19 protein-coding genes are annotated in these 17,997 nt (G+C 53.4%); 5 read left to right on the forward strand and 14 right to left on the reverse strand.

The window, feature by feature from the left end:
• Window positions 1-52: 52 nt before the first annotated feature.
• Entirely contained in the window at window positions 53-973 is a 921-nt protein-coding gene (gene mak / locus M2403_RS04925; protein ID WP_259228623.1) for a fructokinase, read from the reverse strand.
• 210 nt (window positions 974-1,183) lie between these two features.
• On the opposite strand from mak, the gene rdgC reads away from it, so the two are divergent.
• Window positions 1,184-2,098, forward strand: coding sequence for a recombination-associated protein RdgC (rdgC, locus tag M2403_RS04930; protein ID WP_101075448.1), 915 nt, complete (start codon window positions 1,184-1,186; stop codon window positions 2,096-2,098).
• A gap of 69 nt (window positions 2,099-2,167) precedes the next feature.
• Here the strand turns inward: rdgC and ppnP are convergent, their stop codons facing one another.
• The 8 genes from ppnP to M2403_RS04970 form a co-directional block, all read right to left on the reverse strand.
• On the reverse strand, window positions 2,168-2,458 hold the full coding sequence (gene ppnP / locus M2403_RS04935; RefSeq protein WP_101075794.1) for a pyrimidine/purine nucleoside phosphorylase: 291 nt from the start codon (window positions 2,456-2,458) through the stop codon (window positions 2,168-2,170).
• 194 nt (window positions 2,459-2,652) lie between these two features.
• The gene (locus M2403_RS04940) at window positions 2,653-3,330 is read right to left on the reverse strand and encodes an AroM family protein (protein WP_165059273.1); all 678 of its coding nucleotides are present in this window, start codon (window positions 3,328-3,330) and stop codon (window positions 2,653-2,655) included.
• Between the two features lie 5 nt (window positions 3,331-3,335).
• Window positions 3,336-4,265, reverse strand: a complete 930-nt coding sequence (locus tag M2403_RS04945) for a DUF1177 domain-containing protein (protein WP_259228624.1) — start codon at window positions 4,263-4,265, stop codon at window positions 3,336-3,338.
• 133 nt (window positions 4,266-4,398) lie between these two features.
• On the reverse strand, window positions 4,399-5,976 hold the full coding sequence (locus M2403_RS04950; protein ID WP_259228625.1) for an OPT/YSL family transporter: 1,578 nt from the start codon (window positions 5,974-5,976) through the stop codon (window positions 4,399-4,401).
• A 68-nt stretch (window positions 5,977-6,044) separates the two neighbouring features.
• Window positions 6,045-6,809: an IclR family transcriptional regulator gene (locus M2403_RS04955; protein ID WP_152327841.1), complete on the reverse strand. Its 765-nt coding sequence runs from the start codon at window positions 6,807-6,809 to the stop codon at window positions 6,045-6,047.
• Between the two features lie 556 nt (window positions 6,810-7,365).
• Complete coding sequence (gene aroL, locus M2403_RS04960; protein ID WP_165059270.1) at window positions 7,366-7,890, reverse strand: shikimate kinase AroL; 525 nt, start codon at window positions 7,888-7,890, stop codon at window positions 7,366-7,368.
• 276 nt (window positions 7,891-8,166) lie between these two features.
• The gene (locus M2403_RS04965; protein WP_259228626.1) at window positions 8,167-8,745 is read right to left on the reverse strand and encodes a class I SAM-dependent methyltransferase; all 579 of its coding nucleotides are present in this window, start codon (window positions 8,743-8,745) and stop codon (window positions 8,167-8,169) included.
• Window positions 8,746-8,995: 250 nt separating this feature from the next.
• Complete coding sequence (locus tag M2403_RS04970; RefSeq protein WP_259228627.1) at window positions 8,996-9,271, reverse strand: DUF1471 domain-containing protein; 276 nt, start codon at window positions 9,269-9,271, stop codon at window positions 8,996-8,998.
• 427 nt (window positions 9,272-9,698) lie between these two features.
• On the opposite strand from M2403_RS04970, the gene M2403_RS04975 reads away from it, so the two are divergent.
• Window positions 9,699-10,613, forward strand: coding sequence for a DUF808 domain-containing protein (locus M2403_RS04975; protein ID WP_259228628.1), 915 nt, complete (start codon window positions 9,699-9,701; stop codon window positions 10,611-10,613).
• A 55-nt stretch (window positions 10,614-10,668) separates the two neighbouring features.
• Here M2403_RS04975 and M2403_RS04980 read toward each other — a convergent pair whose 3' ends face one another.
• Window positions 10,669-11,436 (reverse strand): class I SAM-dependent methyltransferase, encoded by a 768-nt coding sequence (locus tag M2403_RS04980; protein ID WP_208949872.1) that lies wholly within the window; start codon window positions 11,434-11,436, stop codon window positions 10,669-10,671.
• Window positions 11,437-11,576: 140 nt separating this feature from the next.
• On the opposite strand from M2403_RS04980, the gene M2403_RS04985 reads away from it, so the two are divergent.
• The 3 genes from M2403_RS04985 to sseA all read left to right on the forward strand — a co-directional run bounded on the left by M2403_RS04985 (window position 11,577) and on the right by sseA (window position 13,929).
• Window positions 11,577-12,368 carry a helix-turn-helix transcriptional regulator gene (locus M2403_RS04985; protein ID WP_152327835.1) on the forward strand — a complete coding sequence of 264 codons (792 nt, stop codon included), beginning with the start codon at window positions 11,577-11,579 and terminating at the stop codon, window positions 12,366-12,368.
• A gap of 132 nt (window positions 12,369-12,500) precedes the next feature.
• Window positions 12,501-13,049: a GNAT family N-acetyltransferase gene (locus tag M2403_RS04990; RefSeq protein ID WP_165059266.1), complete on the forward strand. Its 549-nt coding sequence runs from the start codon at window positions 12,501-12,503 to the stop codon at window positions 13,047-13,049.
• 34 nt (window positions 13,050-13,083) lie between these two features.
• Window positions 13,084-13,929 (forward strand): 3-mercaptopyruvate sulfurtransferase, encoded by an 846-nt coding sequence (sseA, locus tag M2403_RS04995; protein ID WP_165059265.1) that lies wholly within the window; start codon window positions 13,084-13,086, stop codon window positions 13,927-13,929.
• Between the two features lie 49 nt (window positions 13,930-13,978).
• On the opposite strand, the gene M2403_RS05000 is transcribed toward sseA, so the two are convergent.
• The 4 genes from M2403_RS05000 to pagP form a co-directional block, all read right to left on the reverse strand.
• Window positions 13,979-14,776: a phosphate/phosphite/phosphonate ABC transporter substrate-binding protein gene (locus M2403_RS05000; RefSeq protein WP_259228629.1), complete on the reverse strand. Its 798-nt coding sequence runs from the start codon at window positions 14,774-14,776 to the stop codon at window positions 13,979-13,981.
• Between the two features lie 15 nt (window positions 14,777-14,791).
• On the reverse strand, window positions 14,792-15,799 hold the full coding sequence (locus M2403_RS05005; RefSeq protein WP_259228630.1) for a fatty acid desaturase: 1,008 nt from the start codon (window positions 15,797-15,799) through the stop codon (window positions 14,792-14,794).
• A 103-nt stretch (window positions 15,800-15,902) separates the two neighbouring features.
• Window positions 15,903-17,204: a bifunctional glucose-1-phosphatase/inositol phosphatase gene (gene agp, locus M2403_RS05010; RefSeq protein ID WP_259228631.1), complete on the reverse strand. Its 1,302-nt coding sequence runs from the start codon at window positions 17,202-17,204 to the stop codon at window positions 15,903-15,905.
• Between the two features lie 173 nt (window positions 17,205-17,377).
• The gene (pagP, locus tag M2403_RS05015; protein ID WP_165059262.1) at window positions 17,378-17,950 is read right to left on the reverse strand and encodes a lipid IV(A) palmitoyltransferase PagP; all 573 of its coding nucleotides are present in this window, start codon (window positions 17,948-17,950) and stop codon (window positions 17,378-17,380) included.
• Window positions 17,951-17,997 lie beyond the last annotated feature (47 nt).

Below are 17,997 nucleotides of genomic sequence, written 5' to 3' on the forward strand. Positions count from 1 at the left end.
CGATACAGCCGCATGATGCCGTGACATCATGCGGCTTTTGTCTGCCAGAAAATTACAACGCGAAGCGCGACTGCGGCCACAACCAGGCTGCACCGCGAACACCGCTGGAATCGCCGTGAACCGCTTTAAGGATCGGCGTTTCACATTCGCCGCCAAAGACCCACTGTTTGATCAGCACGGGAACGGTCTGGTACAGACGATCGACGTTGCTCATGCCGCCGCCAAAAACGATGACATCCGGATCCAGAATATTCACCACGTTGGCCAGCGCTTTAGCCAGACGACGCTCGTAGCGGCCCAGCGCCAGCTCCGCCGTTTCGTCGCCCTGCTCAACAAGCTCAATAATTTCCGCACCTTTCAGCCGCTGGCCTGACAGCCGGAAATAATCTTCTGCAAAACCGGTGCCCGACACAAACGTCTCCACGCAGCCGGATTTGCCGCAATAGCACGGCACGTCGCGGGCAAACTGAATTTCGTCTTCATCCTGCCACGGCAGCGGGTTGTGTCCCCATTCGCCTGCATTGCCGTTGCCGCCCGCGTGCGCCACGCCGTTAAGCGCAATACCGGAGCCGCAGCCGGTACCAATAATCACGGCAAACACGGTGTGACGGCCTGCGCCTGCGCCATCAGTGGCTTCGGAAACCGCCAGACAGTTCGCGTCGTTAGCAATATGCACTTCGCGTTTGAGCAACAGCGCCAGATCTTCATCCAGTTGCTGACCGTTCAGCCAGACCGAATTGGCATTCTTCACTTTACCGGTGAACGGCGACAACGTGCCTGGGATCCCGAGTCCTACGCTGCCGCGCTGGCCGGTGCCTTTCTCAGCATCCAGCACCAGTCCTTCAATCGCTTTCAGCGTGCGTTCGTAATCATTTCTTGGCGTATCCACCCGCTTGCGGAACAGTTCTTTCCCTTCGCCGGATAACGCGATGACTTCTATTTTTGTGCCGCCTAAATCAATGCCAATTCGCACGTTTTCTCTCCTGTTTCTGCCGGTAGGGTCAGTTATTTTTGAGGTTAAATCAGTGTAGAAGCTCGCTGCTGTCGTCACCAGAATAAGCTGTTATGCAATGTTTCATGCTGCGGTGATTTCTTAACGACGACCGGCGCTCAATTGGTTATCATGCCGCCCTGCATTCATTTAATCAGCGTACCACGAGTGCGCCGGGACAGGGATAACGCCATGTTATGGTTTAAGAATTTGTTGGTATACCGTTTGAGCCGTGAAGTTTCGTTATCTGCTGACGAAATGGAAAAACAGCTCAGCGCTTTCACCTTTACCCCGTGCGGCAGCCAGGATATGGCGAAAACCGGCTGGGTTTCACCGATGGGTTCCCACGGTGGCGACGCGCTGACTCACGTTAACGGCGGTCAGATCCTGATCTGCGCCCGTAAAGAAGAAAAAATCCTGCCTTCTCCGGTCATCAAACAGGAGTTACAGGCGAAGATTGATCAGCTTGAAGGTGAGCAACACCGTAAGCTGAAGAAAACCGAAAAAGATTCCCTGAAAGACGAAGTGCTGCACAGCCTGATGCCGCGCGCATTCAGCCGTTTCAGCCAGACATTCATGTGGATCGACACCGTTAACGGCCTGATCATGGTCGATGCCGCCAGCGCGAAAAAAGCGGAAGACATGCTGGCGCTGCTGCGTAAAAGCCTCGGTTCACTGCCGGTTGTGCCATTAACCATGGAAAGCCCGATCGAACTGACGCTGACCGAATGGGTGCGTTCAGGCCAGACGCCTGCCGGTTTTGCCCTGCAGGACGAAGCCGAGCTGAAAGCGATTCTTGAAGAAGGCGGCGTGATCCGCTGTAAGAAACAGGCGCTGGTCAGCGACGAAATCGCCACGCACATCGAGAATGGCAAACTGGTCACCAAGCTGGCCGTCGACTGGCAGGAACGCATTGCCGTTGTTCTGGCCGACGACGGCAGCATCAAACGTCTGAAATTCAGCGACGTGATCCGTGACCAGAACGAAGACATCGATCGCGAAGATTTCGCCGGACGTTTCGATGCTGATTTCGTGCTGATGACCGGTGAACTGGCTGCATTAATCCAGAATCTGATTGAGGCGCTGGGCGGCGAAGCCCAACGTTAATTTCAGGTCTGCAAGAATAAGAAAAGGCGCTCATTGGCGCCTTTTCTTTTTTTGCTGTGTCTGAATGATTTATTTGGTCAGATACTTGCAGAGATACGACGTGGTTTCGCCGACCTGCAAATTGAATTCACTTTTACCCGGAATGTAGAAGGTTTCGCCCGGTTTGAAGACCTGCCAGTCCGGAGAACCCGGGATCAGCACTTTCAGCGAGCCGCTGATGACGGTCATTTCTTCCGGCTTAGCGGTGCCGAAAGTGTATTCGCCGACGGCCATCACGCCAACGCTGGCTGAACCCGTACTGTCGCTGTCAAAACCAATCGACTTAACTTTCCCGTCAAAATACTCATTATTTTTCAACATAGATTGGCCCTTTGCGATAATTTTCAGAGCCTCCATATTAGGGGCACAAACCTCATTCTGTCACTGATTATTACCGCTTTATCTGCACCAGACGACACCGCCCGCAAAGCGGCGTCGCTGATTTGATTTTAGCGTCGCACAGTGCCATTGTGGGTGGCTATCCGCTCCGCACATAACCGCTTTACTCCCCGGCGTCAGACGATCAGTTCCGCCGCCAGTTTTGCCATCAGCACGTTCGACAACAGAACCGGAATGCTGAGATGTTTTTTCAGCAATTCGGCGTGATGCCGCGTGTAACCAATACAATCGAGTACCACCACTTCCGCACCCTGCTGCGCCAGACGCATCGCCGCTTCGATAATGGTCTGGTCATCGGAAATATACGGGCTGGCCACCGCAAAGCACGGCGGTTTGGACAGCTTCCGCCATTTGCCAGACTGCTCGACGATCTGCTCTTCGATCGGCACGACAATTCCTGCGCGATGCCCGCCGACAATCGCACCAATCAGTGGCGGGATAATCCGGTCAGGCTCGAGCAGAAGCGCATTGCGGGCGTGCAGCTTTTTAAATTCGCCGGTACACAGCAGCAAAATAGTCATGCAGCCGAGCGCTTCCAGAACGTCGATTTTTTCCTGTAATCCGCGCTCAACCCGATGCGCCGCCATGGTGACCTGCGAACCGTCCAGCAAACGCGAAACCAGCACCGCATCGCCTTCCGCAGGCGCATATCGCTGCTCAATTTGCTCCGTGCTCATTCCGTCCAGCAGGCCCACGTGGGTCACTGATTTGGCCGGCAGATGCGCCATCAGCAGCGGCATAATATCGCTGCGCGGCGCCTGTCCAATGGTTAACGTCGCAAAGGTCGTGATCATAAGGCTTACTTCCGGTTTTGCAGGTGGCGCAAGCTTCCGTACAGCGACAACAGGAGTTGATATTCGTCGGCATCAAAGAACTGGCACGTACCGCGCCCGAATTCTTTTGCGACTTCCACGGCAAACTTCGCCGCCAGGGCGATATCCACTTCATGGCTCGCGCCGGTACCGCAGCCCGGCACCACAGATTCTGCCGTGATCGCAACGCCAACCACCGGAACGCTGGTCGCCGTTGACGGCTGCAAAATGCTGTTGAGGTGATGAACGCCGTTGCCGTAGGGCGTAATGTCCTGTGTGGTGACAGGGAAAGTGACCGCCGGCTTGCCGCTGGTCATCTCCATAATGCGCACAAGGTCTTCGGAAACACGCAGGATGTAGCCCTCTTTCACCGTCGGCGAAATGGCGTAACCCTTGTGATTGATAATGCGGTTGCCCTTGGTGGTATCGATGGAAAGGATCGCATCCACGCCGTCGACGACTTCGTTGTCATTCATAGTCACGTCGTCGATCGGCGAATCCATGAAATCTACCGGATCGTGCGGGCGGGTTGGCGCGTTCGGGCAGATGTGGGTAGTGATAATGACATCGCCTTCCAGCGTATCGCCTTTACGCTGCATGTCCGCCAGTTTCAGCGCACAGGTTACTGCAGCAATCGCTCCGTCCGCGTCGGACACCAGACCAATACGCGTCGGGCGTGCACCAATCCCGCCCAGACGGCCGATAATCCCCAGTGTCGGTGCAGTGCCGCCGCTGCTTTTTCCTTTGCTGCCAGGCACGGTGATACGGACGAAATCCGTGCCGCCTTTCGGGCCATCCGCACGGTTTGTTCTGGCGATGACGCCCGGATAACGGGCAAATAAATCCACAACATCCTGACCGCTGACGTGTGCGCTATCCATCAGTTCAAATACCGTTAATATCTGTTGCAAACTCATCACAAAATCCTCTTAAAACTTCGTGACCGGCGCACAGGCGCAAAAGCCAAAACGGTCACGAACGCTGTTCATCATCGGAACAGTCAGTGTTTAATGCTGGCCAGATAACGGCCCTGGTGTTGGCAATAACGCTTTACTTTTTGGCACTGAAAACCGAGGTGAAGAAGCTGTAAAGTGCGTCACCGGCAATAAAACCTGCCGCCAGCACTTCCATTGGCGTACGCCCTTTTTCACCCCAGATACGAATAATGATGATGCGCAGCACGATACCGCAGACTACCGCCCAGCCCGCCATCACGCTGTTGATCAGAAGCCCGGTCGCCAGCAGTACGCCGAGCTGGCGTTTTGGGCCGCCAATCAACTGAATCAGCGCGCCCGGAATCGCCCAGATAAGCAGGCTGTGGGCAATACCCGGTTGAGCGCCCGCCTGTATTGTTTTGGCGTAAACGCGTGCGACCGGCGGCACTAAATCCTGCGCGAAGTAGCCGTAATGGGCGTACCACACCACAGGGATCGCAATGATAAAAGCCAGCAACGCGGCGAATAACTGAATGCGACGCCCCGCCAGTTCGGCCCGTAAGTCTTTACCATAACCGCGCAGAATGAATCCGGCTTTCAGGTCGAAGCCCATATCGGCAAACGCCGGGCCGGTCGCGGCGGTAAAGCCGGTCAGCACGCAAAGTGCCAGCGGCGGGAAACCAATCAGAATGCCGATAATCAGCGTGATCAGCGCCACGGCAAACGCCGGGAACCAGCCGGAATGCATGGCCGCAATGCCGACGATCAGCTCGTGGAAGAAAGCGGCAAAGGCGGCGTATGCCACGAACGCAATCAGCATGCCGACGGACATTTCGCTGTATAACCCCCCGGCCAGTGCCAGCAACGCAGCAATCGCGATATAGCCGAATGCGCCCAACCCCAGCGCCGTACGCACTTCTTTCGCCGGCTGAGTAAATGTCGTGCGGGCATCGGCATTTTTAGCGCGAACCACCTGAATCACCTGAATCAGCGAAACCAGCCCCGCGCCGACCATCATGCCGTGCGGAATGTACAGGGCATTAAGATCCAGCCCGCCCACCGGTTGTGCGTAAGCGCGGATCAGCAATCCGATGCCGAACATACTGAGCGCCCAGATATTACCGATGAATGCCGTCCCAAACGCCGCCATCGGAATTTTCAGTACCGCGCCACCGAGCCCGATCACCACGCCCGCCACCAGCAACCACGCCTGACGCCCGCCGTTATCGCCGGCTTTGATCGCTTCCGCCGCCGCCACGCCCGGAGGCCAGGCGTTACTGGCCGGGAAAACTTTGGTATCGAAGAGTCGGTAAAGCAGATAGGCGTCCAGCAGCATCGCGGCGGCAACACCGATAAACATCGGCATAATCAGCTGCGGCTGTCCGAGAACATAAGGCACGGCAATCGGCATCAGCAGGCTATTTGCTGCGCCAAAAGTTGCGGAAGAAATGACGGTTTGCGCCAGATTCTGGGTGTGGATTGAACGGTAGCGCTGAAAAGCCTGCATCGGAATGCGGGCCAGCAGCATGGCAAACAGCGCGCCGATAATAGAGGTATTAGGCGTAACACCTAACGTCGTTATTAACTGGACCCCGATGATAGCGCCTAAAATAGACAGAATAATCATCACGATGAGCGTGCCAATATCCTTTAGCGGATTTTCCTTATTATCTTTTGCACGTTGGTCTGACATAAGGCCCCTGGTGTTGGCTAAAAATGAATAAATAATCCGGGTCCGTTACTGGTCCTTGCGATGAAAAATCATTGCCAGTACTCATCACCCAATTTTTCGGCGACTTGCCGGGTCACAGCAATTAATCCTTCTTTTATGCCTTTCGGAATATTTTTACCCTGTTCGGGAGAAGGGAATGACAAACAAAGCCCTACCGTTTCATTTCTGTGTTTATTAAAAATGCTGGTCGCTAAAGAACTGATGCCCTGAAGCGTTTCATTATTGGCAAACGATAATCCTGTCTGCCGGACTTCCGCCAGCCTGGTCAAAAGAAGATCCATATTTGCAGGGGAATTGACGGAGTTAACCTGATATTCCCCGTTAAAACGCTGAACCACGTCTTCGTCGCTAAAACGCGCCAGGATCGCACGGCCAATGGCGGTCTCATGCGCTGGCAGCAGGCTTCCGGCTGGCGTCACTACTTGTAAATAGGTTCTGCCGGGGAACATACGCATGACCATAATGTCGCGCCCTTCCAGCATCGACACATAGCCCGTGCATTGCGTCAACTGACTCAGTTGCGTCATATACGGTGAAACAGAATCCACCAGCGGCACGGATAAATAATGGCTGGAGACTGCCAGCAATAATTTACCGATCCGGTATAAGCGGCTGTCCTGATCGCGTTCCAAAAGCCCTTGCGTTTCCATCGTCATCAGTAAACGTGAAACGGTACTTTTCGGTAATTTTAAATTTTCGACCACGTCACTGAATGACAAGCCGGGATGTCCCTGCCGGATCCCCTGGGTTGAAAATAACTTCAGCACCGCAGCCGCATTTTCTAAAGTGGTCATAAAGGAGTAAGTTCCGGTATATGGAACAGGGTTCCTGTTAAGTTAAATAAAAACTAAAGCTGATACGTGTCAGCGTCAAGACGTTTATTTAACCGCCAGAAGAAGACAGATAAATGAATATGCTTAAAGAAATTCCTAAAGCAATCGAATGGCGAGGAGAGGGAAATGAATGCCGAGTATTTATGAAGTGAACGATGTAAAACTCAGCAGATTATTTTGATTAAATATTACGCAAAATATACAACGCGATAGAAGCTTCGACCAGAATGATCGTGATCGACCAGATCGCGGGCATGGCTTTACTGTGCTGGTTAAAGAAAGACATCAGGGGTTTCATCATCGGGTCCGTTGTGGGTTTTCAGCGTCACGGCGCTGCGTCTAAGTAATCACCTGAGTTATTAGTTTACGCCCGCTCATACACCAGTACAATACTTAGGCGAATGTGATCCCTGTCACGAGAAATGGCCCGTTTTGTTTACAGCTTAACACCGGATTTCAGGCAAAAAAAAACGGGCCTCAGAGGACCCGTCGTGATGACGTTTTACCGCCGATGACGTTAGCGCGCCATCGGCAACGCCAGTGCATTCATGACAGAATTCACTACCCGCGCAGGATCCTGAGTACCATCCACCACGTGGTGAGCGGCTTCCTGATATAGCGCTTCGCGTTCGTTCAGCACCTGCATCATTTCTTCGGTGATAGGCCTGCCGGTCAGTGTCGGACGCTGATCTTCCTGCGGAGCATCTTCCAGACGATTTGCCAGCGTCGTTGCTGGTGAACGCAGATAAATAACCGTTCCGGCTTCCCGCATAAAATCACGGTTTTCCTGCGCCAGCACCGCGCCGCCCCCGGTCGCGATCACAGTCAGCGGTGAGCAGACAGCTTTCAAGGCTTCGGTTTCACGGCGACGGAACCCCTCCCAGCCTTCACGGTCGACAATATCTGCCACGCTGAGGCCTGAGGTGCGTAACAGGTACAGATCGGTATCGACAAATTTGTAGCCCAGCGCTTTTGCAAGCTCACTGCCAACTGTCGTTTTACCCGCGCCACGCGCGCCTACCATGAAAATGGGTTGTGTCATTACCGCTATCCTTTATTCCCCGAAAGTCCCGTATCTCACCTGATGAAAATCCATCATCAATATGAAGTCTTTGTCGCAAAAAGTGGTCTGGTGTACTGGTTTGCGCTGTACTCGCGAGATAGTACAACAAAAAAGCCTCACTGGCAGATTTTTGTCACCTGCCGGTGAAGCTTCTGTAGCGTTTTATTTACGCCATTCAGGGCATCATACTGAAAAATCCTTGTAGCGCAATGCCCTGCAAACCTCTCAGACAGCAAGAATGTCTAAGTGGCTGTATCAGCGGGGTTTACAGATATACACAATGGCCGGTGGAAAATTCTTCACCACGCGGATTTTTTTCCAGATGAAATAGCGCGACAGCAGTTTCTCAGACATCTGGCTGTACTGAAACAGAACCAGCACGCCGTCTTTGCTTTTCAGCTGCTGCTGCGTTTTTTGCAAAATCTTCATGCTGGTTCGCACCGGCATCGACAACAGCGGCAGGCACGAAAACACCGCGTCGTAATCCGTGCTCATGTGCTCGGCAGAATGCGCCATCACCTGCAAACGCCGGTCTTCCATCTGATTAAGCTTTCGGACAAACGCGGGCTGAATTTCAAACGCTTCCAGCTTCGCATCAGCGCGCATCCGGCTGAGGATCCGCCGGGTCAGTACGCCATCTGCGGCGCCCAGCTCTGCGATATCCAGCGACGTCGTCCAGTCAATCTGGCTCAGCATCGCATGGCACAACCATGGCGAGGACGGCATCAGCGTCCCCATCGTCCGTGGTGAGGTAATAAAATTCTGCAGATAAAAAAACTGGTTCTGAAGCGAAAGACCGGTGTTCTTAATTGTCATTCTTGCGGTATTCAACATATTAACTCCTCCTGAGGAATCAGACCCCCATTAAGCCAAAAAATTCTTAAGAAATGATTAATAAGGGGAATAAACATCAGAAATTTTTAACTCAGAAAAATCACATGGGATGATTCTCAAAAAGGTCAAAAATAACAGAGGTGGCACAAATAATAAAAAGGCCAATGTCAGGTGACATTGGCCTTCTCACACTTATTAGCTAAATAACGTCTTAATAAAAATTTTTCGTTATCAGCAGATAATTTTAATCTTATTTATACAGCTCAACGTTCGCACGGGTCAGGCTGGAATCACCGGGAGTACCGGCACCGACTACGCGGTAATGTGTCGCGCCTTTATCGCTGGCAATCTGTTCCAGCTGGTCATGCAGGCTGCCAGGGACTGTGCTTGGTGCACTCACTGAAACCATACCCAGTGACTGGTAGTTACCACTTTGCGCCTGCATTTCAGAGATAGGCGTTGCGGCAAGTGCTGAGAATGAAGCGACGGTAATTACAACTGCAGTAAACATAGGTAAGAGTTTCATAATACGCACCTTTCTTTTGTTAGTTTCGTTAATTAATGGAGCGGAAGTAATCCGTGGAATTAATTATCGGCGAATCAATGAAAGGGGACGTAATGCAACGTAAAGAAGTTTAACCATTGTGGTAAAAATAAGGAGAGAATGAAAGTAAACATTTCCTGCCAGATAACTGGCCGAAATTCAAAGATATTTAATGGAGAAAGTATGGAGAGTTTTCAAAGTTATTTATAACCTGCACAACATTCGCACAAATCGACGAGAGAGTGCAATCGCTGTTATGATTATTTTTTAGGGTTTTACTTGTCGCCGTGATCACCTGCACAGCCGTGGCGACAGAAGAACGGTTTTCGCGTGTGCGAAAACTGATTTTAACAACAAAATTCCCTGCATCTTCTCTGCGGAATGATGACCGGGACATAAGGGAGTGTTTATGGCGGGTGGCAGCCTTCTGGCCTTGATCGACGATATTGCATCCATACTTGATGATGTAGCCGCAATGAGTAAGGTCGCGGCAAAAAAAACAGCCAGTGTGTTGGGAGACGATCTGGCACTGAACGCGCAACAAGTTTCCGGTGTTAAAGCCGACAGGGAATTGCCGATTGTCTGGGCGGTGGCAAAAGGTTCGATGGTCAATAAGGCCATTCTGGTACCGCTGGCGCTGCTGATCAGCGCGTTCATTCCGTGGGCAATTACGCCGCTGCTGATGATTGGCGGTGCGTACTTATGTTACGAAGGCTTCGAGAAAATCGCGCACAAACTGATGCCCGGCGATCATCATGAAGAGAAACCGGCGACACCGCAGGTAAAAGATGAGGCCGATGCCAAAAAACGGGAGAAAGAAAAGGTAAAAGGTGCCGTGCGTACCGATTTCATTCTTTCTGCTGAAATTATCGTGATTTCGCTGGGTATCGTCTCATCCGCGCCGTTTATCAATCAGGTCACCGTTATGGTGCTGATTGCCGTCGCCATGACCATCGGCGTTTACGGGCTGGTCGGCGCGATAGTCAAAATTGACGACGCGGGTTTGTATCTCAGTAAGCTGTCGGGCGAGAGCAGTGTGATGAATGGCGTACGCGCGTTCGGCCGCGTCATCGTGAACGCCGCCCCGTGGCTGATGAAAACCCTTTCTGTCGTTGGCACAATCGCGATGTTCCTGGTGGGCGGCAGTATTATCAGCCACGGTTTGCCGTTTATGCACAGCCTGATTGAACCGCTGACCCACGGCCACGAAAGCTGGATCAGCACGCTGATTACCGGCGCAACGGATTTAGTAGTCGGCCTTATCGTCGGTGCCGCCGTTCTGGCACTGGTAATGCTCGGGCAGAAGATGTTCGGGAAGAAATAGCGCAGCATAGGTTTCGCCCTCCTCTCACCGGAGGGCGAAACCCCTTTCAGGCACTTTACCCCTTAGAAGCCACCAGCATCATAATGTCGCTGGTAAACGAACCGTCGGGCTGGATCTCAAAGTGGCGGGCAACGTCGTCTGACATCTTTTTTTGCAACTCGCGGATGGCGACGGAGAAATGCTCCGGCGTGCGCATGCGGGCAATCCAGCTGGTGAATTCCAGCACCAGACGGTCGGTCGTGACTTCGCCGGCAATCAGACCGGCTCCGGACGCCATTTCCAGCCATTCGCCCGGAGAATAGTTGCGGACGTGCGAGGTGTCGCGCAAAACCTCGACCGTTTGCAGATAGATATCCAGCAGCGGATGCCCCGGCGACACCACGTCCATCATGATAAATTTGCCGCCCGGTTTCAGCACACGCGCCACTTCACGCAGCGCCAGCCCGACATCGTGCCAGTGGTGCGCGGAATACCGGCTGATAATGATATCTGCACTGGCGCTGGCGAACGGCAGTGATTCTGCCACCCCCTGCTGAGTGGTGATATTTTCCAGTTGCTTATCTTTCGCCGCCTGCGCCACCACTTCCAGCATTTGCGCCGACAAATCATAGGCAATCACATTTTTTACGGCGCGCGCTGCAACAAAACTGGCGTGCCCTGCGCCGCAGCCCAGATCAATGACCTGCGCATCCGGGAATGGCGCCAGTAAAACGGCCAGACGTTGTAAATCTGCGCCCTGCGAGTGAACGGCGCTCGTCAGGTAATTTTGCGCCTGCGAACCAAATTGCTTATCGACCGCCTGACTGTGGGTATTTGTTGTCATTTTCATTGCTCCTGTTTGCCTTATTATTTTCGTCGAAACGCCGGTTTCAGATGACCTCAAAATCACTATAGGCATTGTTCTATACGGGTACAATATGAGCATTTATACTGGTATGAGTTACTTCCAGCCTGAGAAAAAATATGATTGATAACGTAGAGTCGCTCAGCGGCCCGGGAGCTTTAGGCGCCTTTTTACGCACGCATCGCGAACGCGTCACGCCGGAAATGGTGGGCCTTCCCGGTTCTGCACGACGCAGAACCAGCGGGCTGCGGCGCGAGGAGCTGGCACAAATCAGCGGCATCAGCGCCACGTGGTATACCTGGATTGAACAGGGGCGCGATGTGTCTATTTCTGCCGCCACGCTGGACAGGCTGGCGAAATCCCTGCAAATGGAACCGGCCGCCCGCGAATATTTGTTCAGTCTTGCGTCGGTGAAAGATCCGCTTGCCGTGCCCCTGTCCGGCGCACCGGATGACAGCCTGAAAAATTGCGTCAATCAGATCACAGGCCCCGGTTATCTGCTCGACAGTTGCTGGAATGTGCTGGCGTGGAATCCCCCCGCAGGTGCGTTATTCAGCGGCTGGCTGGGAAAAGTTGAACGGCCTAATCTGCTGGATTTTATGTTTCTGCATCCGCTTTCCCGGCAGCTGGTACCCGACTGGGCAGAACGCGCTAAACGCGTGGTGGCAGAATTTCGTGCTGAGACCAGTCATTACGCTCATTCCGACGCCGTGCGTCAGAAAGTGATCAGCCTGCGCGGGCAAAGCAGCGAATTCAATCAGTGGTGGACGCAGCAGGAAGTGCTGGCGCGCGAAGGCGGCGCGCGGCGTTTTAACCACCCGCTCAGTGGCGAAACGCGGTACCGGCAGCAAACGTTTTTCCCGGCGGGTTATGCCGATTGCAAACTGGTGATGCTGGTGCCGGAAAGCTGAATTGCGCTGACGGACAGCCTGCTGTTTTTTCTCACTTATTTGATCTCTACGCTAATTGACATCCAGCGGCCGGATATGTGAGGCTGATTTGATTGGTTTCATAGATGATTTCCGGCTTCCAGGACACCGCAGATGATGACACGCCAGATTTATCAGGACGAAAAAATCGAGATCCGCGCCGCAACCGAACTGGAAGCGATCACGCATTTTGCTGCCGTTCAGGCTTCCGTCGCCGAGATTGGCGAGTGGGAATCCTGGTGCACAGATAAATATTCGCTGGAAGACAGCCGGAAATATCTCACCGACAGCGAGCACAAACGTCATCGCGGCACAGAATTCAATTTCTGTCTGTTTGAACGCGCCACCGGCAATCTGATTGGCAGCGTGGGCATCAACCGCATCAGTCAGGATTATAAGTTTTCTAATCTCGGCTACTGGATCCGCACCGGTTATACCGGTCAGGGTCTGGCCACGCTGGCGGTCAGGGCCACGGCGCAGTTCGCGTTTAAAGAGCTCGAACTGACGCGACTGGAAATCGTCGCGATGGACGGCAATGACCGCAGCCGCCGCGTCGCGGAAAAAGCGGGCGCGACGTCCGAAGGTTTACACCGCAACCGGCTTTATTATCATGGTCAGCCGCGCGACGCCTGGATGTATTCCCTGATCCCTGGCGATCTCTGAGGCTGGCTCCACAAAAAAGATAAGGCAACAGAACATGACTTTCTCTACCCATACCGTTTCTACCGACTGGCTGGCGAAGAATCTGAATTCACCGGACGTGGTCATTATCGATTGCCGTAAATCGAAACCGGGTATTACTCCGCCGATTGATTTTCATGGCAAATATCTCGAGGCGCACATTCCCGGCGCCATTTATGTCGAGGTCGACAGTATTTCCGACTGCACCACCGGCCTGCCGCACATGATGCCAACAGCAGAAGAATTCTCCGCGTCGATGAGCCGCCTTGGCGTGGCCGATACGCAAACCATCGTGCTTTACGATGAAGGGGATTTGTTCTCCGCCCCGCGTGTCTGGTGGATGCTGACCAGTTTCGGCGCGAAAAGCGTGCGCGTGCTCGATGGCGGGCTGAATGCCTGGATTGCCGAAGGTAAACCAACTCAGAGCGGCGAACACACCCGCGTGCCGTCGACGTTCAATGCCAGACTGGTGCGCCCGGTCGTCGCCAGCGCGCAGCAGGTGAAAGATGCCATCGGTAAAGTGCAGATTATCGATGCACGCTCGCAGGCGCGTTTCAAAGCCGAAGCACCGGAACCGCGTCCGGGACTGCACGGCGGGCATATTCCACAGAGCCTCAGCGTACCGTTTACCGAACTGACGCAGGAAGGTCGCATGAAATCGCCGCAGGAGCTGAAAGCAACATTTGAACGGTTGGGGGTGGATCTGAATAAACCGGTGATCACCAGCTGCGGTTCCGGCGTTACCGCCGCGGCGCTGGCTTTCGGGCTTGACGCGCTGGGCGTGAAAGATGTGCTGTTGTATGACGGTTCATGGGCCGAATGGGGCGATGTGAACGAAGATTTCCCGATAGAAACGCACTGATTATCCGCGGGATCTGACAGACAAAACCGGACGCTGAAGCCCGGTTTTTTTAGCTGACAGATTCCGGCATCAGCTCACGCACGCCAAACTCCTCAGCAATTCTTTTCATCTGCCTGATCACTTCATACGCCGGTCGCGGCACCTCGGTAAACGCTTCAATCAGCAACGGTTTACTCACCGGTTCGCGGGAAACTTCATGCAATGCCTGTCTCAGCATCGCCAGATGTTCAGGGGACGTCTGCGCGGAGGTGATCAGCGGAAGCCCCGGCACGGCAGCCGTTTGCCCGACGACAACCAGCCCGCTGACCCGTTCAGGATCGGTGCGACGCAGCAGTTCGAGAGTCACGCAGTCAATCGCCGCAATGTCGGCTTTATGCTGCTGCACGTACAGAAGTGATTCGAGATGGCTGCCGGTTGCCAGCGCCTCAGAGAAGTATTTTCCGTTTTCGGCCAGCGGCGCAACCAGTGCGCGCAGGCTGTTGTAGCCTGACTGCGAATCTGTGCTGTTGAAAGCCAGCCTGCGATGGCGAAAGCTGGTCAGATGTAAGCCGCTGTGTTCTTCACGCGCCAGCAGAAAGCTGCGGTAGCGAAAACCATCACAACCGGGCGCACGGTAACTGAATGTGCCAACCAGCTGCACCTGCGGCAGGCTTTCCACCAGCGGGAAACCGCAGGTCTGGCTCAGCAACAAATCTTTACTCTGCCAGTGCGCCAGCAAATTCGTCGGCCAGCTCAGTGAAACCGGCAGCGGTTTCATGCCCAGCCGCTTGAGTTTACCCAGTAAAGCGACGGTGAAAATTTCCACGTCCAGCGGAGAAATGGCGTACATCGGTAAAGACATCAGCATGATCTGGCAGCTCCGTCAGGGGGTGTCCTGCTGATAATCATAGTCGCTGTGACTGTTTTCTGCTGCCGGATCTCCCGCAGCAAACGGATGCATTTCCACCGCGACCGGCGCGCGCGTATGCTGCCGGAACCACTCGCGGTAGCCTTTTACGACAAACCCTTCGCTGCGCCGGATATACGCATCGCGGTCAGCAAAATATATCTGCCTCAGCGCAAACCACGGCACGCCCGGCAAATCATGATGTACCAGATGATAGTTGAGATTCAGAAATAACAGGCGCCAGACAAAACCGGCTTCGTTGAGCGTGGAACGTGTTTCGGGTGAGTGTTCAGCGCGATGCTCATAGAACGAGCGCACTTTCGTCAGGCTCAGGGCCGGATAGCTGATTGCCAGCACAAACCAGCCCGGAGATACCCCCTGGCGCGCCATCCAGACCAGCAACAGCGCCAGCAAAATCCCATGAACCAGCCACATCGCGACGGTACGCCATTCACCGCGAAAGACGGCCAGCAGTGCGCCAGTCAGCGTGCTGAAAATATCCATCAGCGGGCCGAGTATCATCCGGCCAGGCAAGGTATTGCGCAGACGGACAACGGCCATCATCGCAGGCGTCAGGCTTTCCCAGCTTCTGCGGCTGAAATAATAGGCTTCGGGATCGTCACCGGGGATCGTCAGATGTTCATTTTTGTGATGCTGCAAATGCGTGTCGCGGTAAAGCCCGTAGGGATACCAGACCGCCAGCGGCAAGGTGCCGAGCAGCTGGTTCAGCCAGGCTTTACGTGTGGGATGGCCGTGAATAAGTTCGTGTTGCAGCGACATATACCAGGCGGTAAACCCGATGAGCAAAGGCGTGCCGAGCCACGGACCGAGGCTGTTCCAGAAGTACACCACGGAAAACCAGCCGCCGTAAATGGCGAAAATCAGGCACCACGTCGGTATTTCCAGCCGCCACCAAAGGCTGCGGGAACGCGCTTTAATTTCGCCCCGTTGGTGCGGGCTAAGATAGAAAGAAGAGGACGCCATAATGTGCCGGAGTAAGAAAACGTCGGCACATTATCGGATGACAGTTTGCTGCCGCTAACTAACTTAAAACACTATCTATTGCCAGTTAGCGGTTAAAGCCGGCTCAGCCCTGCAAATCTTTCCGTACGGCCTGAGTGAACTGTTCCATCGGGCAGAAGCCCTGCTTATCCACTTTGCAGCCTTCGATTTGCAACGTGACGCGCTCAGGAGGATTTTTCAGGCTCAGGGCTACGTTGTTACGGATCTGACGTGCTGTCGGATAAACGTATTCGATCTTCATCAGATCTTTATCCGCTTTCTTGTCATGCCAGCGCTGGAAGACCACCGTACCGCTGATTGGCGTACGTTCAAATTGTCCCGGCAGGGTGTAATCCTGCGTTTTCAGTGCCGCAAGCAATGAAGCGATGTTCGAATCATGCCCGACCAGCAGAGCCAGTTTTGCCTGCTGTGCAGCTTTCTCATCCGCGGTCGAGGCCTGTTTCGGATCAAGCGCGCCGGAGATGAACGTCAGTAAAGGCTTCGCGGCATTGGCAGCAATCGCCGGAGAGCCAAACAGCGTTTCGTGATACAGATTTTTGATGGTTTCCAGTTTCGTCCACTGATCGTCTGTGCTGATTTTCCCCCACGCTACATCCTTCAGCGGGAAACCTTCGTAATACTGCAGCATGAATGCATCTGCCGCACCGGTTGCCATACGCAACGGCCCGGTAATTCCCGGTTCTTTACCCTGCGTCAGCACTACATCCGAAGGCTGAGACGCCAGATCGCATTGCTGTTTCTCTTTGCAGATTTTGCTGTTTTTATAATCGAGAATATTTTCGAGCAACGCATAGTTCGGCTTCAGACGCTGATTCAGGCCCGGCAAACCGCCCTCGCCCGCGTGCTGGCTGATGGAATTCAGCGCACTGGTTTTAAAACTGTCATTCACTTCGGCGGTAATGATCGGGTTGAATACCGGATCCATTTTGCCAATTTCTACACGGTTGATGACCGGCACATCACAGCCTGGAAATGCGCCGGTGGTGATATGTTTCGCGGTATCAATTGTACGCGGCAGGCTGTTGGCATAGGCGAAAACCTGCTGAGTTTCCGGGCAACCCGCAGCAGGCAGAAGCTTATCTTTCGCCAGCCATGCGCGAAGGTAATGCCCCATATGCTCGGAGATTTGGCCGCCTTTCGGGGTCAGTAAACCCCCTTCTGTTTTCCAGACCGGCCAGGTGTGCGTGGTAGATTCCGCCAGGACATCACCATAATTCACCAGCGGTGCACGGATGCCGTGACGGCTGAGAACCAGTACCTGTTGCAGTTCCAGGTTATCGGATTGTGCGGCCTGAGCGGCGGGCAGTGAGAGTGGTAACAAGCAGGCAAGTGCGGTTAAAGCGAGATAACGCGGCGTTGTTTTCACGAGTGATCCTCTTTATGAATATTCCCTGAAATAAAAAAGTACCGCACTCATTCTGCGTTCAACAGATTGATAAGTGCGGTGAATTTTCAGCATAGGTGAATATTGAGAAAAAGAGGGAGATCGTGCTCACAACCCCGGCCTGCATTGTCACAAAAGTGTAACAATGCAGAGCATCAGAACTGATACCTCAGCCAGGCGAAGAACACGTTCCCGTTGTTGTAGGTTCCCGGAATATACGTGGCCTGGAAAGTCAGCTTGTTATAACCGATGGAGGCCAGCGGTAAAACGATAGGAATAGGAATATACTTATAGTCATCACGCGCCGTCACGGCGGCCGTATAACCCAGACCTAAACGGAAATCTTTATCCTGCGCAGGTGTCCATATTTTCTCCCAGCCATAACCGCCGATCGGCTCCCATTTATTGTGCGAGTCTTTAAACGCCATAAAATAAATGCCGTTCCAGTTTCCTTTATCATCATAACGGGAAATACCGTAACCGCCGCCCCATGGTCGCTCGTTATATTTGTCAGTTTTCTCTTTATCGTAGGTCAGCCGGTTATGCCAGGTAATAACCGGCAGATACAAATCCTGAGAATCAGAGTCATTCCAGGTGGTGGAGACCTTGTCTTTAAAATCGGACCAGACATTGGCTGCCAGCGATTTGTATTGCACGGTATCCGGATCGCTGACCGGATGTATTCCACTGTTGTTGGCCCACAGGTTTGGGCTAAAAATTACAGACATTAATAAACCGACATCCCTGAGATTTTTCTTATTTACCATATTCAACG

Origin of the sequence: Rahnella sp. BIGb0603 (genome assembly GCF_024808755.1) — a bacterium.
Classification (GTDB): Bacteria; Pseudomonadota; Gammaproteobacteria; order Enterobacterales; family Enterobacteriaceae; genus Rahnella; species Rahnella contaminans.

What these genes read in the sequence shown, in the direction of transcription:
- rdgC (WP_101075448.1), top strand. Translation starts at nt 1,184, where the DNA reads ATGTTATGGTTTAAGAATTTGTTGGTATACCGTTTGAGCCGTGAAGTT.
- ppnP (WP_101075794.1), bottom strand. Translation starts at nt 2,458, where the DNA reads ATGTTGAAAAATAATGAGTATTTTGACGGGAAAGTTAAGTCGATTGGT.
- M2403_RS04940 (WP_165059273.1), bottom strand. Translation starts at nt 3,330, where the DNA reads ATGATCACGACCTTTGCGACGTTAACCATTGGACAGGCGCCGCGCAGC.
- M2403_RS04945 (WP_259228624.1), bottom strand. Translation starts at nt 4,265, where the DNA reads ATGAGTTTGCAACAGATATTAACGGTATTTGAACTGATGGATAGCGCA.
- M2403_RS04950 (WP_259228625.1), bottom strand. Translation starts at nt 5,976, where the DNA reads ATGTCAGACCAACGTGCAAAAGATAATAAGGAAAATCCGCTAAAGGAT.
- M2403_RS04955 (WP_152327841.1), bottom strand. Translation starts at nt 6,809, where the DNA reads ATGACCACTTTAGAAAATGCGGCTGCGGTGCTGAAGTTATTTTCAACC.
- aroL (WP_165059270.1), bottom strand. Translation starts at nt 7,890, where the DNA reads ATGACACAACCCATTTTCATGGTAGGCGCGCGTGGCGCGGGTAAAACG.
- M2403_RS04965 (WP_259228626.1), bottom strand. Translation starts at nt 8,745, where the DNA reads ATGTTGAATACCGCAAGAATGACAATTAAGAACACCGGTCTTTCGCTT.
- M2403_RS04970 (WP_259228627.1), bottom strand. Translation starts at nt 9,271, where the DNA reads ATGAAACTCTTACCTATGTTTACTGCAGTTGTAATTACCGTCGCTTCA.
- M2403_RS04975 (WP_259228628.1), top strand. Translation starts at nt 9,699, where the DNA reads ATGGCGGGTGGCAGCCTTCTGGCCTTGATCGACGATATTGCATCCATA.
- M2403_RS04980 (WP_208949872.1), bottom strand. Translation starts at nt 11,436, where the DNA reads ATGACAACAAATACCCACAGTCAGGCGGTCGATAAGCAATTTGGTTCG.
- M2403_RS04985 (WP_152327835.1), top strand. Translation starts at nt 11,577, where the DNA reads ATGATTGATAACGTAGAGTCGCTCAGCGGCCCGGGAGCTTTAGGCGCC.
- M2403_RS04990 (WP_165059266.1), top strand. Translation starts at nt 12,501, where the DNA reads ATGATGACACGCCAGATTTATCAGGACGAAAAAATCGAGATCCGCGCC.
- sseA (WP_165059265.1), top strand. Translation starts at nt 13,084, where the DNA reads ATGACTTTCTCTACCCATACCGTTTCTACCGACTGGCTGGCGAAGAAT.
- M2403_RS05000 (WP_259228629.1), bottom strand. Translation starts at nt 14,776, where the DNA reads ATGCTGATGTCTTTACCGATGTACGCCATTTCTCCGCTGGACGTGGAA.
- M2403_RS05005 (WP_259228630.1), bottom strand. Translation starts at nt 15,799, where the DNA reads ATGGCGTCCTCTTCTTTCTATCTTAGCCCGCACCAACGGGGCGAAATT.
- pagP (WP_165059262.1), bottom strand. Translation starts at nt 17,950, where the DNA reads ATGTCTGTAATTTTTAGCCCAAACCTGTGGGCCAACAACAGTGGAATA.